Here is a 16,460-nt window from a genome sequence, read left to right on the forward strand (position 1 = left end):
GGCGTGTCGGGAATCGAATCGTTCGACGACCCGGCGTGTGCTGCGATCGTGCCCGGCGCGCCGGTCCGCTAGAAGCGTTCGGGGCTCAGCGCGGCGAGGGTATCGGCGGGCAGATCGGGCGTGACGCCGGAAACGAGGTCCGCGATCACTTTAGCAGACCCGCACGCGAGGCCCCAGCCCGCCGGGCCGTGCGCCGCGCTTACGAAGAGGCGCGGATGCCGCGTCGCGCCGACCATCGGCACGCCGTCGACGGTCATGAGGCGCACGCCATCCCACGCGCGCGCAGCCGACACGCGCGCCGCGCCCGGAATCCAGTCGTGCGTGCCCTGGCCGAGCAGGTCGAGCGCGCGGCGGGACAGCGCGGCGTCGAGCGGCTTGCCGGCCTTGGCGGCACTCTGGAAAACGCCCGCGCCGCCCACGCGCAGCCGCTGGTTGACGCGCGTCATCGTAATGCGCTTGATCGAATCGACCACCGTGAGATGCGGCGCGCGCTCCTCATAGGCGACGGGCGCGGTGAGCGTGTGCACGCGCAGCGGAAACAGCGACGCCGCCGACGGGTTCGCGCCGATGAGCGCCGGCGTGCCCGCGCCCGCCGCGACCACGATCGCATCGGCGGCGATCAGTTCGACGTCGGCGCTGCGCTTTCTGGTTTCGTTCGGCACGGCCAGCTCGACCGCCGCGCGCGCGCCGTCCAGACGCAGCGCCGCGACCGCGCGATGCATGCGGAACTGCACGCCTTCGTCTTCGAGCACCTGCTTGAGCTGCTTGGTGAAAAGCGGACAGTTCGCCGTGCGCTCCTCGGGCAGCAGCACGGCGCCCGCGAATTCGGGATGATCCGGCACCGACGGCTCGACCGCGACGCATTCCTCGGGCGTCAGCACGCGATGCGGCACGCCGCACGCCTTGAGCAGGGCGATGGCCGGCTGCGCTTCATCGAGCTCGCGTTGCTGGCGAAACACGTGCAGCACGCCGCGGCGCTGCTCGAAATCGAGTTCGAGGCGGCTTTCGATATCGGCCAGCACGCCGCGCGACATCGCGACGAGCGGCTGCAGGCGCGCGTACTGCGCGGTGAATGCGTCGGGATCGCGCAAGCTCGCGTGCTGCTTGAGGAAATCCCGCGCGGCGGAATCGAAGCCGGTTTTCACCATCATGCCGCTTTGCTTCGCCCGGCTCGACGCCATGAAGGTCGGGCCGAACCAGACATCGAGCGGCGAGGGCAGGAGCGCGCCGCCTTGCCCATAGGTTGCGCCTTGCGCGACGGTCGCGTGGCGCTCGACCACGCAGACGCGGTGACCGGCCGCATGCAACTGATAGGCGGTGGCGATGCCGGCGATTCCTCCGCCGATGACGATGACATCCATGACTTTTTGTGCCCGAAGGCGCGAGATTGCAGTGCAGCGTGGCGTGACGCGCGCGTGGAAGCGCCCGAGGCCGCGCGGCTTGACGATGAAACGACGGGCGAACGGCCTGACGCGGCGCGCGCCGTACCCGGAGAAAGCGCGCCATGATAGCGCCAAATTCGTTTGCGGGGGACCGTGTGCCGCACGCCGCGCGCCGCCCGAACCGGCTGCGGATCGGGCGGCCGACTCGCCGCCGCGCTATTTCGGGATGCGCAACGGCGCGGCGCGTGACGCCCGGCCGCCGCCGCGCCGCGCCCAGGGCGAGCCTCCGACCCGATTTCGAGACGCGCATCCGGGTTATAATCGCGGTCTTCCTTTCGCCTCCCGCCGTATTGCGTGCTCGAATCCGATTTTCCGAATTCTGCGAAGCGAGCGTCGCGCGAGCGGCACACAGACGTCATCGACGCACCGTCACAATGGCCCACTTCTCGTGTTTCCCCGGCGCTTCGGCCCTCTCCGATTTCCGTCAGACCCGCCTGCTCGAAAAACTCGCCCGCATCGACGCGAATATCGTCGGCGTGCGCGGTCAGTTCCTGCATTTCGTCAACTCGACCGAGCCGCTCACGGACGAGGACACGAGCCGCATCGAGGCGCTGATGCATTACGGCGCGCCGTTCGACGAATCGAAAGAGCGCGGCCATGTCGAGACCTTCATGGTCGTGCCGCGCTTCGGCACCGTTTCGCCGTGGGCGAGCAAGGCAACCGACATCGCGCATCATTGCGGGCTCGACAGGGTGCGGCGCATCGAGCGCGGCGTCGAGTACTCGGTCATCATGAAGAGCGGCTTTCTGGGCGGCAAGAAGGCGCTCTCGGACGAAGCGCGCACGCAAGTCGCCTCTGTCTTGCACGACCGCATGACCGAAAGCGTCGCGGCGTCGCGCGATTCGGCCCTGCATCTGTTCGATGAACTCCCGGCCAAGCCCTTGCAGACGGTCGATATCATCGGCGCGGGCCGCGGTGCGCTCGAAGCGGCGAACACCGAACTCGGCCTCGCGCTCGCGGACGACGAGATCGACTATCTGGTGAGCGCGTTCGAAGCCTTGAAGCGCAATCCGACCGACGTCGAACTGATGATGTTCGCGCAGGCGAACAGCGAACACTGCCGCCACAAGATCTTCAACGGCGAATGGACCATCGACGGCGAGAAGCAGGACATGTCGCTGTTCCAGATGATCCGCAATACGGAGAAGCTGAATCACGCCGGCACGATCGTCGCGTATTCGGACAATTCGGCGATCATGCAGGGCAGCGTGGCCGAGCGCTGGTTCCCGCGCGGCGAGGGCGAGCACTATCAGCGGCACGTCGAAATGACCCACACGCTGATGAAGGTCGAAACGCACAATCACCCGACCGCGATCTCGCCGTTCGCGGGCGCGGCGACCGGCTCCGGCGGCGAAATCCGCGACGAAGGCGCGACGGGCCGCGGCGCGCGTCCGAAGGCCGGCCTCGCGGGCTTCACGGTGTCGAACCTCGATTTGCCCGATGCGCGCGAGAAATGGGAAAACGCCCGCGACTCCGCCGTGCCTCTGGCCACGCGCAATCCGTCCGAAACACATGAGCCGTATGGAAAGCCCGAGCGGATCGCATCGCCGTTGCAGATCATGATCGACGGGCCGATCGGCGCTGCGGCATTCAACAACGAATTCGGCCGCCCGAACCTCGGCGGCTATTTCCGCACCTACGAGCAGAACGTCGCGGGACGCGTGCGCGGCTATCACAAGCCGATCATGATCGCGGGCGGCATCGGCAATATTTCGGACCAGCACACGCACAAGAACGATCTGCCGGCGGGCACGCTGTTGATCCAGATCGGGGGGCCGGGCATGCGCATCGGCATGGGCGGGGGCGCGGCGTCGTCGATGGCGACCGGCGCGAATACCGCCGAGCTCGATTTCGATTCGGTGCAGCGCGGCAATCCGGAAATCCAGCGCCGCGCGCAAGAAGTGATCAACACTTGCTGGCAGATGGGCGAGGGCAATCCGATCCTGTCGATCCACGACGTCGGCGCGGGCGGCATTTCGAACGCGTTCCCGGAACTCGTCGATGGCGCGGGCAAAGGCGCGCGCTTCGAACTGCGCAAGGTGCAACTCGAAGAGAGCGGACTGTCGCCGCGCGAAATCTGGTCGAACGAAGCGCAAGAACGCTACGTGCTGGCGATTTCCCCGAACGATCTGCCCGCGTTCCAGGCGATCTGCGAACGCGAGCGCTGCCCGGTGGCGGTGGTCGGCGTCGCGACGGAAGAGCGTCAGTTGAAACTGATCGACGACGCCAACGAAGGCCAGGAACCCGTCGATATGCCGATGGACGTGCTGCTCGGCAAGCCGCCCAAGATGCATCGCGACGTGAAGCGCGAAGCCGAGCGCTTCGAAGCCGTCGATGTGACGGGCCTCGCGCTGTCGGAAGTCGCGGTCGATGTGCTGAAGCATCCTACGGTCGCGAGCAAGTCGTTCCTTATCACGATCGGCGATCGCTCGGTCGGCGGCACGACCGCGCGCGACCAGTTCGTCGGTCCGTGGCAGGTGCCCGTCGCCGATTGCGCGGTCACGACGATGGACTACGCCGGTTTTCGCGGCGAAGCCATGACGATGGCCGAGCGCACGCCGCTCGCCGTCATCGACGCGCCCGCGTCCGGCCGCATGGCGGTGGGCGAAGCGGTGACGAACATCGCGTCCGCGCCGATCGAATCGCTGAACAAGCTGAAGCTTTCCGCGAACTGGATGGCCGCGTGCGGCAGCGCGGGCGAAGACGCCGCGCTGTATGACACCGTGAAGGCGATCGGCATGGAACTGTGTCCGGCGCTCGGCATCAGCATTCCGGTCGGCAAGGATTCGCTGTCGATGCGCACCAAGTGGCAGGACGGCGTGGCGAAGGAAGTCGTCTCGCCGGTGTCGCTCATCATCAGCGCGTTCGCGCCGGTCGAAGACGTGCGCCGTCATCTGACGCCGCAGCTCGTCCAGGACACGAACACGGTGCTCATCGCGATCGATCTCGGACGCGGACGCAATCGCATGGGCGGCAGCATCCTCGCGCAAGTCACGCAGCAGGTCGGCGACGCGGTGCCCGACGTGGACGATGCCGAAGACCTGAAGCGCTTCTTCGCTGCGATTCAGGCGCTCAACGCCGACGACAAGCTGCTCGCGTACCACGACCGTTCGGACGGCGGCCTCTGGGCGACCGTATGCGAGATGGCGTTCGCGGGCCATGTGGGCGTGTCGCTGAACGTCGACATGCTGACGCTCGACGCCGAACACGAATCCGATTACGGCGACGCGAAGGACTGGGCGAAGCAGACGAGCGGCCGCCGCGACGATCGCACGATCCGCGCGCTGTTCTCGGAAGAGCTCGGCGCGGTGATTCAGGTGCGCGGCGCCGACCGCGATGCGGTGCTCGTCGCGCTGCGCGAACACGGCTTGTCGGCGTGCTCGCATGTGATCGGCAAGCCCAACGAGAGCGGCGCGATCGAGATTTATCGCGACGCGAAGAAGATTTTCGATGCGCCGCGTGTCGATCTGCATCGCGCGTGGAGCGAGGTGAGCTGGCGCATTGCGCGGCTGCGCGACAACCCCGCATGCGCCGATGCCGAATACGAGGCGCTGCTGGACGCGGCCGATCCCGGCATTTCGCCCGCGCTGACGTTCGATCCCGCCGAAGACGTGGCCGCGCCGTTCATTGCGACGAACAAGCGTCCGCGCGTCGCGATCCTGCGCGAGCAGGGCGTGAACTCGCATCTGGAAACGGCCTATGCGTTCGATCGCGCCGGCTTCGACGCGCACGACGTCCACATGAGCGACCTGCTCGAAGGCCGCGCGACGCTCGCCGATTTCGCGGGCGCGGTGGCATGCGGCGGCTTCTCTTACGGCGACGTGCTGGGCGCGGGCGAAGGCTGGGCGAAGACGATCCGCTTCAACGCGCAACTCGCCGACATGTTCGCCGCGTTCTTCGCGCGTCCGGACACGTTCGCGCTCGGCATCTGCAACGGCTGCCAGATGATGTCGAGCCTCGCGTCGATGATTCCCGGCGCGGAAAACTGGCCGAAGTTCACGCGCAACAAGTCGGAGCAGTTCGAAGCGCGCTTCTCGCTGGTCGAAGTGCAAAGCTCGCCGTCGATGTTCTTCGCCGGCATGGAAGGCTCGCGCATTCCGGTCGCGGTCGCGCACGGCGAAGGCTTCGCGGACTTCTCGCAACAGGGCGATCCGGCGAAGGCGCTCGTCGCGATGCGTTACGTCGATCATCGCGGCAACGCGACGGAGCAGTATCCGTTCAATCCGAACGGCTCGCCGCAGGGCATCACGTCCGTGACGACGCCCGATGGCCGCTTCACCGTGCTGATGCCGCACATGGAGCGCGTGCATCGCAACGTGCAGATGAGCTGGACGCCCGAGGACTGGACCACCGACGGCAGCCCGTGGCTGCGCGTGTTCCAGAACGCGCGACGCTTCCTCGGCTGATCGCGGTTGTCGTTTCATGCAAACACCCCGAAGTGAGCGCTTCGGGGTGTTTTGTTTTGCGCGGGCGATATCGTTGCTGCCAGTCGACACATATCCCAAAATAATGCGCCCGTAAGTTCCGGGTATAGTCCGCGACACGCCGCGATCGGCGGCGGCACCCGGAGGAGACATGAAACAAGTATTATCAAATTACTTAGCTAAGCTAATTTTATCGAGCATGACCGTCGCGGTCTCGTGCCTGCTGACGGCGTGCGGCGGCAGTTCCGATTCGGACTCGGCGAATCTGTCGCCGGTAGCGCGCGCGGCCTTGCTCGGCGACAACCTGATGGTGCGCGTCGCAATCGACACCAACGACGCCGCGAAATCCGGCACGAACTGCGCGGACCTCGGCGCGGACTGGGCGAGTTGCGCGCGCGGCAAGCTGATTCTGGAAAACGACGGCGGACGCAGCATCGCCGCGGGCGGCTGGACGCTGTATGTGCACAGCATCCGGCGCATTCTGATGGTCGAGCATCCCGCGTTCGCGTGGAAGCACATCACGGGCGATCTCTACGCGCTGACGCCACGCGCGGGTGCGTTCACCCTTGGCGCGGGCGAGCGCATCGAAGTGCCGTTCGTCGGCGAATACTGGTACCAGCGCTATAGCGATCTGCTGCCGCGCGCGTATGTCGTCGCCGACGGCAACGCGGCGCCCGCCATCCTCAAGCACAACGATACCGACGACGAAACCCGCTACGTCGACCGTATTCCGCCAAGCGCCGACGACGCCGCCGCGTTCGCCGCGACGCCCGCGCAAGTGCAACGCGCTCGGGCCGAGGCCGCGCTGCCGTCGGCGCAGCAAGTCGCGGCGCGCGCGCTGCCGGCCGTTTTGCGCTCGACGCCCAATGAAGGCGTGGCGCAGATCGGCGGCATCGAGTTGTCGAGGTCCGGCCTGACGTCGTCGCAACGCGCGGCGCTCGAAGCACGCGCGGCGACGCTCGGTCTCACCGGCGCGGCCCTGCGCGTGAACGGACAGATCGCGGGCGGCTCGCTGCCCACCGATATCGCACGCGCGGGCGGCTATCGCCTGACGATCGCACAGGGCGGCGCAAACATCGACGCGTTCGACGCCGCCGGACTCTTCTACGGCGCGCAGACGCTCCTGTCACTCACGCCCGCGGGCGGCGGCAACGTTCCGGCGATGACGATCGAAGACGCGCCGCGCTATACGCATCGCGGCATGCACGTCGATGTCGCGCGCAACTTCCGCCAGCCCGCGACGCTGCGCCGCCTCATCGACCAGATGGGCGCGTACAAGCTCAATCGCCTGCATTTGCATCTGTCCGACGACGAAGGCTGGCGTATCGAGATTCCCGGCCTGCCCGAACTCACCGATATCGGCGCGAAGCGTTGCCACGATCTCACCGAAACGCGCTGCCTCGTGCCGCAGCTCGCCTCCGGCCCGGACAATCGCTCGGGCGGTGGCTATCTGAGCCGCGCCGACTACGTGGCGCTCGTGCGTTATGCGGCGGACCGCTTCGTCGAGATCATCCCGGAGATCGACATGCCCGGCCACGCGCGCGCCGCGGTCGTCTCGATGGAAGCGCGGTTTCAGCGTCTGAGCGCGAAAGGCGACAAGACCGGCGCGAACGCCTACCGTCTGCTGGATCCCGCCGATACCTCCAACGCGACGACGGTCCAGTTCTACGATCGGCGCAGCTTCATCAATCCGTGCGGGGATGGCGCGCAGCGCTTCGCGTCGAAGGTCATCGGCGAAATCGCGGCGATGCATCGCGAGGCCGGCGCGCCGCTCTCCGTGTGGCACTTCGGCGGCGACGAAGCCAAGAACATTCTGCTCGGCGCGGGCTTCCAGCCGCTCGACGGCACGGACCCCGGCAAGGGCCACGTCAATCTCGCGGCGCAGGACAAGCCGTGGGGCCGCTCGCCGCAATGCGCGGCGCTGATCGCGTCGGGCAAGGCGGCTTCCGTCGACGAACTGCCGTCGATGTTCGCGCGCCAGGTGAGCCAGATCGTGCGCAACAACGGCATCGGCACGATGGCCGCCTGGCAGGACGGCATCAAGCACGCTAAGGGCCCGCAGGATTTCGCGACATCGAACACGATGGTCACGATGTGGGACACGATTTTCTGGGGCGCGTCGGACACCGTGCAGGCGCTGAGCGGGCAGGGCTACAAGACGGTGCTCGCGCTGCCGGACTATTTGTACTTCGACTTCCCGTATGCCTTCGATCAGCGCGAACGCGGCTATTACTGGGGCTCGCACGGCACCGACAGCTTCAAGACGTTCTCGCTCGCGCCGGACAATCTGCCGCAAAACGCCGAAATCATGGCCGATCGTGATGGCAAGCCGTTCGAGGTGACGAGCGCGGGCCCGGCACCGCACATCGAAGGCATTCAGGGGCAGGCGTGGGCTGAAGTGATGCGCACGGACCCGCAGTTCGAATACATGGTCTATCCGCGTCTTCTGGCGCTTGCGGAACGCGCGTGGCACCGGGCGGAGTGGGAGCGGCCGTATCGGGATGGCGAGCGCTACAAGCTCGGCGACACCGACAAGGTCGATAAAGCCGCACTCGCGCGGGATTGGGCGGGGTTCGCGAGCGTGGTGCAGAACCGCGAGCTGGCCAAGCTCAAGCGCGCGGGAGCCGTCATGCGCGAGGGCGCGGGGAGTTGACCGCGCAATGAGAAAAGCCGCCCGAGGGCGGCTTTGCGTGACCAGCTACAGAAAAAACTTACTTGATCACCGCCTTGCTGCGCAGGCCTTCCTCGAACGTCTGCAGCTTCTCCTGCTGGATCTGCTGCGAAATCTGCGCCTTCACCTGATCGAGCGGCGGCGGGGCGATCTCGCGGGAATCGTCCAGACGGATGACGTGGTAGCCGAACTGCGTCTTCACCGGCTCGGGCGTCACTTCGCCCTTCTTGAGCTTCTCGGCGGCCGCGCCGAATTCCGGCACATACGCGGAAGGCGAGGACCAGTCGAGATCGCCGCCGTTCTTGCCCGATCCCGGGTCCTTCGAATATTGCTTGGCGAGATCCTCGAAGCTCGCGCCGCCCTTGATCTTCGCGATCAGATCCTTCGCCTGCGCTTCGTTGTCGACGAGGATGTGATGCAGATGCAGTTCCTTGCCGCCGCCGTTCTGCTTGACGAGCTGGTCATAGCGCGCCTTTATTTCGGCGTCGGTCGGCTTGTTCTTGTTCACGAAGTCTTCGATCAGCGCGCGCAGCACCACGGTCTGCTGCGCCACGGCGATCTGAGCCTTCACGTCGGGGCGCGTCGGAATGCCTTCGCGCGCGGCTTCCTGCATCAGGATTTCGCGGTTGATGAGTTCCTCGCGCACCGCCTGCTGAAGCTGCGGCGAATCCTGCTGACCTTGTGCGACGAGCTGCTTGACGAGCGCATCGGCGCGCGACGTGGGAATCGGCGTGCCGTTCACGACGGCGATGTTTTGCGCAAACGCGGGCGCAGCCGCGAATGCAGCCAGCAACACCCAGACGCGGGTTTTTTTCAAAGTCATCGGAGGTTCCTAACTGAGCAAACGGACGCCTTTACAGGCGAGATTCAAGAGGCAAGAGGGCGGATGAACACACGGAACCGCGCGTCTATTCGAATTGTTCTGCGAACTCCTGCGGCGTGTAAGCCCGGATCGCGAGCGCGTGCACGCCGCGTCGCAATTCCTCAGCCAGCGCATCATACACGAGTCGATGCCGGGCCACGCGCGCGCGGCCGGCAAAGCAATCGGCGACGATCGTCACCGTGTAGTGGCTGCCCGAGGCCGCGCCCGCATGGCCGGCGTGCGCGGCGCTGTCGTCGTCGATATGCACGGATTGCGGTGCGAGCGCCGCGTTCAGGCGGGCTTCGAGATGCGCGATCTTTTCCGCCGCCGATGCGCTCGTGAAATCGAACGATGCGCTCATTGTCCGTCCTCCTTCATGTATTTCGCGAGCCAGAAGCTCTGCGCGACGATGAACAGGACGAGACAGCCCGTCGCGCCGAAGAGCTTGAAGTTCACCCACTGGTCCGTCGTGAAGTTATACGCGACGAACAGATTCACGATGCCGAGCAGCGCGAAAAACACCGCCCACGCCACGTTCAATTGTCCCCACACGCGATGCGGCAGGACGATCTGCTTGCCCATCATCGCTTCGATCAGGTTCTTTCTGAAGCCGAGCTGCGCGACGATCAGCGCGAACGCGAACAGCCAGTAAAGCGCGGTCGGCTTCCATTTGATGAAGGTGTCGTTGTGCAGCACGAGCGTCGCGCCGCCGAACACGACGACCACGCCGAGGCTCACCCACAGCATCGGATCGACCTTGCGATGCCGGAACGCCACCCACGCGATCTGCACGAGCGTCGCCGCGATCGCCACGGCCGTCGCGGTGTAGATGCCCCACACCTTGAATGCGACGAAAAAGAGAATGATCGGAAACAGATCGAACAGAAATTTCATTGGCGTGCGGACGTGATGGGCATCGGATGACGGCGGGCGCGCGACGAAAAAAGCGCCCGCGAGAAGCGGCGGGCGCCGGTGCGACGTTTCAGGTACGGCGTGACGCGGACCTGGCGCTTACTTGGGTTCGAATTGTAGCGCAGCCGAGTTGATGCAATACCGCAAACCGGTCGGGGCGGGGCCGTCCTCGAACACATGGCCGAGATGCGCGCCGCAGTTCTTGCACAGCACTTCGATGCGCAGCATGCCGTGCGTGCGGTCGGTCTTCTCCTGGATCACCTCGCCGTTGATCGGCTTGAAATAGCTCGGCCAGCCGCAACCGGCGTCGAATTTCGTGTCGGACTCGAAAAGCGGCGTGCCGCAACACACGCAGTCGTAGATGCCGCGCTCGTCGTGATCCCAGTATTTGCCGGTGAAGGGGCGCTCGGTCACCGCGTGGCGCGTGACCTGATACTGCATGTCGTCGAGCTCGCGGCGATACGTCGCGTCGTCTTTCTGCAGCGGATAGCTGGTCGGGGTGTCGTCTTTGCTCATCTGTCGGTCCTTTTCTGGCCTCGAAGGCCTCGTATATGAGGGCGATGCTAGGAAGAACAACTCACTTCCAGTGCGCCCGCCCAGTCGGGCGGCAGGCCGGCGTAGGCCTCGTTTTCCGGCTGCTCGTCGAAGGGGCGGCGCAGCACGTCCAGGAGGCGCGCCACTTCCGAGAAATCCTTTTCGTTCGCCCGGCGGATCGCCTGTTCCGCCAGATGATTGCGCAGCACGTACTTCGGATTCACGCGATTCATCGCCGCCGCGCGCGCCGCGTCGTCGCGCGGTTCGTGCGCGAGGCGCTCGCGATAAAGCGCGGCCCACGCATCGAACGCGGCGCGGTCGAGAAAGAGATCGCGCACGGGGGCGTCGCCGCTCGCGTGGGACTTCGAGAGCTTCGAGAGGTTCCGGAACGTCAGCGTGAAGTCCGCGCGATTCGCGTGCATGATTTCGAAGAGCCCGTTGGCGAGCTTGTCGTCGCCTTCGAGTTCGGTGGCGAGGCCGAGCTTCGCGCGCATCGTCGCGACGAGCGCCGGCCCGAAACGCTCTTTGTAGCCTTCGAGCACTTTCTGCGCCTCCTCGACGACGCGTTCGGCGCGGCCTTCTTCCGGCAGATTCGCGCCGAAGAGCGGCACGAGCGCCTGCGCGAGACAAAAGAGGTTCCAGTACGCGACCTGCGGCTGGCGGCCGTAGGAATAGCGCCCCTGCGTATCCGAGTGATTGCAGACGTGATGCGCGTTGAACGCGTCCATGAAGCCGAACGGGCCGTAATCGATCGTGAGGCCGAGGATCGACATGTTGTCGGTATTCATCACGCCGTGACAGAAGCCGACGCCTTGCCATTGCGCCATCAGATCGGCCGTCGTGCGCACGGCTTCGTCGAGCAGCGCGAGGTATGGATCCTCGGCGTTTCTGCAATGCGGATAGAAGCGGTCGATCACGTGATCGGCGAGCTTGCGCAAATCCTCGACGCGGTCGTTCGAATAAAAATGCTCGAAGTGCCCGAAGCGCACGAAGCTCGGCGCGACGCGCGTGACGATCGCGGCCGTCTCGATGGTCTCGCGGCGCACCGGCAGATCGGCGCCGATGACGGCGAGCGCGCGCGTCGTCGGGATGCCGAGATGGTGCATCGCCTCCGAGCAGAGAAACTCGCGGATCGACGAACGCAGCACCGCGCGGCCGTCGCCCATGCGCGAATAGGGCGTGCGCCCCGCGCCCTTGAGCTGCACTTCGAGGCGCTCGCCATCGCGCTCTACCTCGCCGAGCGTGAGCGCGCGGCCGTCGCCGAGTTGCCCCGCCCAGACGCCGAACTGATGGCCCGAATACACGGCGGCATAGGACAGCGAATCGGCCGGCCAGTCGCGCGTCGGATTGCCGGCGAAGTACGCGGCGAATGCATGCTTTTCGGCACCCGTCGCGACGTCGGAATCGAAGCCGAGCGATTCGGCGGTCTCGCGCGAAAGCCCGACGAGGTAGGGATCTTCGACCGGCGCGGCGGGTAAACGGGTCAGGAAAGCGGTGCCGAGCGCGGCAAACGAACCGGGCTGGCCGATGCGTATCGCGCTGGCGATTTCGTTCATGGAACGCGCGCCGGCGGGCGTCTCGTCGCGCGCCGCGCGCACGGCATTGCTTGGGGAAAACGACATGTTGAGCGCCTCTGAGTTAAACGATATTGTAATTCCGCGCCCGCGGGCCTGCAGGAGCGCCACACGTCGCTCGACACCACGGAGATCATCGCTTATGACGTCGCCGCTCTACGGCCAGATGATGGAATTACCGCTGCTCGCGTCGTCCCTGCTGTCTCATGCTTCGCGTCACTTCGGCGACAACGAGATCGTGTCGCGCCGCATCGAAGGCGACATCCACCGTTACACGTATCGCGATTGCGAAAAGCGCGCGAAGCAACTCGCGCAGGCCCTGAGCGCGCTGGGCGTCGAAGAGGGCGAGCGCGTCGGCACGCTCGCATGGAACGGCTACAGACATCTGGAATGCTATTACGGCGTCTCGGGCATGGGCGCCGTCTGCCATACGATCAACCCGCGGCTCTTTCCCGATCAGATCGCGTTCATCATCGATCACGCGGAAGACGCCTACGTCTTCTTCGACATGACGTTCGCTCCGCTCGTCGAGCTCGTCGCGCCGCAGTGTCCGAACGTGAAAGGCTGGATCGCGCTTGGCGACGCCGCGTGCATCGATGAACATCTGTCGAACCTCAGTGTGCCGGTGCTGAGCTACGAGACGCTCATCGGCGCGCACGACGGCAACTACGAATGGCCGATGCTCGACGAGCGGCAGGCCTCGTTTCTCTGCTACACCTCCGGTACGACGGGCAATCCGAAGGGCGCGCTGTATTCGCATCGCTCGACGGTGCCGCACGCGTACGGCGCGGCACTGCCCGATGCGATGGGCGCGTCGTCGAGCGATGCGATCCTGCCTGTCGTGCCGATGTTCCATGTCAACGCGTGGGGCATCCCGCACGCGGCGCCGCTCGTCGGCGCGAAGCTCGTGTTTCCCGGCAAGGACCTCGACGGCAAGTCGCTCTACGAGTTGATGGAGGCCGAAGGCGTCACTTATTCGGCCGGCGTGCCGACCGTCTGGATGGGCCTGCTCGCTCACATGAAGCAGCACGACGCGCGTTTTTCGACGTTGAAGCGCACGGTGATCGGCGGCTCCGCGTGCCCGCCCGCGATGCTGCGCACCTTCGAGGAAGACTACGGCGTGCAGGTGATTCACGCGTGGGGCATGACGGAGATGTCGCCGCTCGGCACGCTCTCGCGGCTGTCGTTCAAGCAGAAGCAGCGTCCGCTCGACGCGCAGCGCCATTCGCTGGAGAAACAGGGTCACGCGATATTCGGCGTCGACATGAAAGTCGTCGGCGACGACGGCCGCGAGCTGCCCTGGGACGGCAAGTCGTTCGGCGATCTGTACGTGCGCGGTCCGTGGGTCATCGACCGCTATTTCCGTCGCGACGATTCGCCGCTCGTCGACGGCTGGTTCCCGACGGGCGATGTCGCGACCATCGATCCGGACGGCTTCATGCAGATTACCGACCGCAGCAAGGACGTGATCAAGTCCGGCGGCGAGTGGATCAGCTCGATCGATCTGGAGAACATCGCGGTGTCGCATCCGCAGGTCGCGGAAGCGGCGTGCATTGCGTGCGCGCATCCGAAGTGGACCGAGCGGCCGTTGATCGTGGCGGTGCTGAAGCCGGACGCGACCCTCACGCGCGAAGAACTGCTCGCCCACTTCGAGGGCAAGGTGGCGAAGTGGTGGATTCCGGACGATGTCGTGTTCGCCGACGAACTGCCGCATACCGCGACGGGGAAGCTGCAGAAGGTCAGGCTGCGGGAGTTGTATCGGGAGTATGTGTTGCCGAACGCCGCCGAAAATCCCGCTTGAACTTTCTTCGCTTCGAAAGACCCCGGCCCGTTCGCGCGGCGCCGGGGTTTTTCTTTTTTCGCCTTGTTTCCGCGGTATTTGAACGATCGTTCTTTTTTGTGTATTCTGCTTCGATCCCGCTATAAATCCGGTATCGGTCGACAGGAGACACCTTCATGGCAGTGGACTACACGATCCGCGGCGGCGTGGCCGTCATCACGCTCGACAATCCGCCCGTCAACGGGCTCGGGCATTCGACGCGCCTCGGCATCGTCGAAGGCATCGGGCGCGCGAATGGTGATGAAAACGTGCGCGCCATCGTCATCATCGGCGCGGGCAAGGCGTTTTCGGGCGGCGCGGACATCACCGAATTCAACACGCCGAAAGCCACGCAGGAGCCGACGCTTACCACCGTGATCAAGGCGCTCGAAGCCAGCGCGAAGCCCGTGGTCGCGGCGATTCACGCCGTCGCGATGGGCGGCGGTCTCGAACTCGCGCTCGGCGCGCATTACCGCGTCGCGTCGCCCGGCGCGCAGATCGCGCTGCCGGAAGTGAAGCTCGGGCTCTTGCCCGGCGCGGGCGGCACGCAGCGCTTGCCGCGCGTGGTCGGGCTGGAGATGGCGCTGAACATGATCGTGTCGGGCACGCCGGTTCTGTCCGAAAAGCTCGCGCAAACCGGGCTCTTCGACGAACTCGCCGAGGGTGATCTGCTTGAAGCCGCGCTGTCGCTCGCCAGCCAGGCCGCCGACAAGGGCAGCGAGCATCCGAAAGTCCGCGATCGCAAGATCGAGCATCCGAACGCCGAGGGTTTCATTCAGTTCGCGAGGAATGGCGTCGCGGCCGCCGCGAAGCATTTCCCGGCGCCGCACAAGTGCATCGACGCGATCGAGAAGGGCGTGAAGGAAGGCTTCGAACGCGGTCTCGCTTTCGAGTGCGAATGCTTTCTCTCGCTCGTGCAGACGTCGGAAAGCCGCGCGCTGCGTCACGCGTTCTTCGGCGAACGCGCGGCGGGCAAGATCGCCGACGTGCCGCCGGGCACACCGGTCAGGACGATCGCTCGCGTGGGCGTGGTCGGCGCGGGCACGATGGGCGGCGGCATCGCGATGACCTTCCTCAACGCGGGCCTTCCCGTCACGCTGCTCGAAACGAAGCAGGAGGCGCTCGACCGCGGCCTCGCCACGATTCGCGGCCATTACGAAGCGCAGGCCGCAAAGGGCAAGCTCACGCGGGAACAAGCCGAAGCGCGCATGGCGCTCATCACGCCGACGCTCGTCTATGGCGATCTCGCCGACGCCGATCTCATCATCGAAGCGGTGTTCGAGGACCTGAGCGTAAAGGAAAGCGTGTTTCGTCAGCTCGATCAATGCGCGAAGCCGGGCGCGATTCTGGCATCGAACACCTCGACGCTCGATCTGAACCGCATCGCATCGTTCACGCAGCGCCCTGGCGATGTCATCGGCATGCATTTTTTCAGCCCCGCCAACGTGATGAAGCTGCTCGAAGTGGTGCGCGGCGAAAAGACCGGCAAGGACGTGCTCGCCACCGTCATGCAGCTCGCAAAGAAGATCCGCAAGACGGCGGTGGTGTCGGGCGTGTGCGACGGCTTCATCGGCAACCGCATGATCGAGCAATACATTCGCCAGGCGCTTTTCATGCTCGAAGAAGGCGCGCTGCCGGCGCAGATCGATCGCGCGATCGAGAAGTTTGGCTTTGCGATGGGCCCGTTCCGCATGAGCGATCTCGCGGGCAACGACATCGGCTGGGCGATTCGCAAGCGCCGCTATCGCGAGCAGCCCGCTCTGCACTATTCGGGCATCGCTGACACACTGTGCGAGGCGGGCCGCTTCGGGCAGAAGACCGGCGCGGGCTGGTACGACTATCAGGCCGGCAAACGCGAGGCGCTGCCGTCGCAGGCCGTCGATGCGATGATCGTCGCGTATTCGAACGAACGCGGGATCGCGCGGCGCAGGATCGGCGACGAGGAAATCGTCGAGCGGCTCGTGCTCGCGCTCGTCAACGAAGGCGCGAAGATTCTCGAAGAGGGCATCGCCGCGAAGGCGTCGGATATCGACATGGTCTATCTGACGGGCTATGGCTTTCCGCTATGGCGCGGCGGGCCGATGCTCTACGCGGACACCATCGGCCTCTACAACGTGGAGCGCGCGATCCGCCAATACGCGAAACAGGCCAACGGCGAGGCGTGGCAGCCGTCCGCGCGCGTGACCGAACTCGCTACATCGAATGGACGCTTCAATGACTGA

Annotated in this window: 10 protein-coding genes; 4 read left to right on the forward strand and 6 right to left on the reverse strand. The window is 65.6% G+C overall.

What is annotated here, in order from left to right; translation table 11 throughout:
• Positions 1-68 precede the first annotated feature (68 nt).
• A complete protein-coding gene (locus AWB70_RS34040) occupies positions 69-1,361 on the reverse strand; it encodes an FAD-dependent oxidoreductase (RefSeq protein ID WP_053568135.1) in 1,293 nt (430 codons plus the stop codon).
• Between the two features lie 455 nt (positions 1,362-1,816).
• Between AWB70_RS34040 and purL the strand changes: the two genes are divergently transcribed.
• Positions 1,817-5,848 (forward strand): phosphoribosylformylglycinamidine synthase, encoded by a 4,032-nt coding sequence (gene purL, locus AWB70_RS34045; protein ID WP_053568068.1) that lies wholly within the window; start codon positions 1,817-1,819, stop codon positions 5,846-5,848.
• 169 nt (positions 5,849-6,017) lie between these two features.
• A complete protein-coding gene (locus AWB70_RS34050) occupies positions 6,018-8,519 on the forward strand; it encodes a family 20 glycosylhydrolase (RefSeq protein WP_053568069.1) in 2,502 nt (833 codons plus the stop codon).
• 58 nt (positions 8,520-8,577) lie between these two features.
• Here AWB70_RS34050 and AWB70_RS34055 read toward each other — a convergent pair whose 3' ends face one another.
• From AWB70_RS34055 to AWB70_RS34075, 5 genes are all read right to left on the reverse strand, one after another.
• Positions 8,578-9,360 (reverse strand): peptidylprolyl isomerase, encoded by a 783-nt coding sequence (locus AWB70_RS34055; protein WP_014191292.1) that lies wholly within the window; start codon positions 9,358-9,360, stop codon positions 8,578-8,580.
• Between the two features lie 85 nt (positions 9,361-9,445).
• Positions 9,446-9,760, reverse strand: a complete 315-nt coding sequence (locus AWB70_RS34060) for a BolA family protein (protein ID WP_014191293.1) — start codon at positions 9,758-9,760, stop codon at positions 9,446-9,448.
• Entirely contained in the window at positions 9,757-10,293 is a 537-nt protein-coding gene (locus tag AWB70_RS34065) for a septation protein A (RefSeq protein ID WP_014191294.1), read from the reverse strand. Before AWB70_RS34065 ends, AWB70_RS34060 begins: the two co-directional genes overlap by 4 nt.
• Before the next feature lie 117 nt (positions 10,294-10,410).
• On the reverse strand, positions 10,411-10,827 hold the full coding sequence (gene msrB, locus AWB70_RS34070) for a peptide-methionine (R)-S-oxide reductase MsrB (RefSeq protein WP_014191295.1): 417 nt from the start codon (positions 10,825-10,827) through the stop codon (positions 10,411-10,413).
• A 47-nt stretch (positions 10,828-10,874) separates the two neighbouring features.
• Positions 10,875-12,467, reverse strand: coding sequence for a protein adenylyltransferase SelO (locus tag AWB70_RS34075; protein WP_053568070.1), 1,593 nt, complete (start codon positions 12,465-12,467; stop codon positions 10,875-10,877).
• Positions 12,468-12,561: 94 nt separating this feature from the next.
• Here AWB70_RS34075 and AWB70_RS34080 point away from each other — a divergent pair, with 94 nt between their 5' ends.
• Positions 12,562-14,220: a 3-(methylthio)propionyl-CoA ligase gene (locus AWB70_RS34080; protein WP_053568071.1), complete on the forward strand. Its 1,659-nt coding sequence runs from the start codon at positions 12,562-12,564 to the stop codon at positions 14,218-14,220.
• Positions 14,221-14,375: 155 nt separating this feature from the next.
• A complete protein-coding gene (locus tag AWB70_RS34085) occupies positions 14,376-16,460 on the forward strand; it encodes a 3-hydroxyacyl-CoA dehydrogenase NAD-binding domain-containing protein (protein WP_053568072.1) in 2,085 nt (694 codons plus the stop codon).

It is taken from the genome of Caballeronia cordobensis, from assembly GCF_001544575.2.
GTDB lineage: Bacteria > Pseudomonadota > Gammaproteobacteria > Burkholderiales > Burkholderiaceae > Caballeronia > Caballeronia cordobensis.

What these genes read in the sequence shown, in the direction of transcription:
- AWB70_RS34040 (WP_053568135.1), bottom strand. Translation starts at nt 1,361, where the DNA reads ATGGATGTCATCGTCATCGGCGGAGGAATCGCCGGCATCGCCACCGCC.
- purL (WP_053568068.1), top strand. Translation starts at nt 1,817, where the DNA reads ATGGCCCACTTCTCGTGTTTCCCCGGCGCTTCGGCCCTCTCCGATTTC.
- AWB70_RS34050 (WP_053568069.1), top strand. Translation starts at nt 6,018, where the DNA reads ATGAAACAAGTATTATCAAATTACTTAGCTAAGCTAATTTTATCGAGC.
- AWB70_RS34055 (WP_014191292.1), bottom strand. Translation starts at nt 9,360, where the DNA reads ATGACTTTGAAAAAAACCCGCGTCTGGGTGTTGCTGGCTGCATTCGCG.
- AWB70_RS34060 (WP_014191293.1), bottom strand. Translation starts at nt 9,760, where the DNA reads ATGAGCGCATCGTTCGATTTCACGAGCGCATCGGCGGCGGAAAAGATC.
- AWB70_RS34065 (WP_014191294.1), bottom strand. Translation starts at nt 10,293, where the DNA reads ATGAAATTTCTGTTCGATCTGTTTCCGATCATTCTCTTTTTCGTCGCA.
- msrB (WP_014191295.1), bottom strand. Translation starts at nt 10,827, where the DNA reads ATGAGCAAAGACGACACCCCGACCAGCTATCCGCTGCAGAAAGACGAC.
- AWB70_RS34075 (WP_053568070.1), bottom strand. Translation starts at nt 12,467, where the DNA reads ATGTCGTTTTCCCCAAGCAATGCCGTGCGCGCGGCGCGCGACGAGACG.
- AWB70_RS34080 (WP_053568071.1), top strand. Translation starts at nt 12,562, where the DNA reads ATGACGTCGCCGCTCTACGGCCAGATGATGGAATTACCGCTGCTCGCG.
- AWB70_RS34085 (WP_053568072.1), top strand. Translation starts at nt 14,376, where the DNA reads ATGGCAGTGGACTACACGATCCGCGGCGGCGTGGCCGTCATCACGCTC.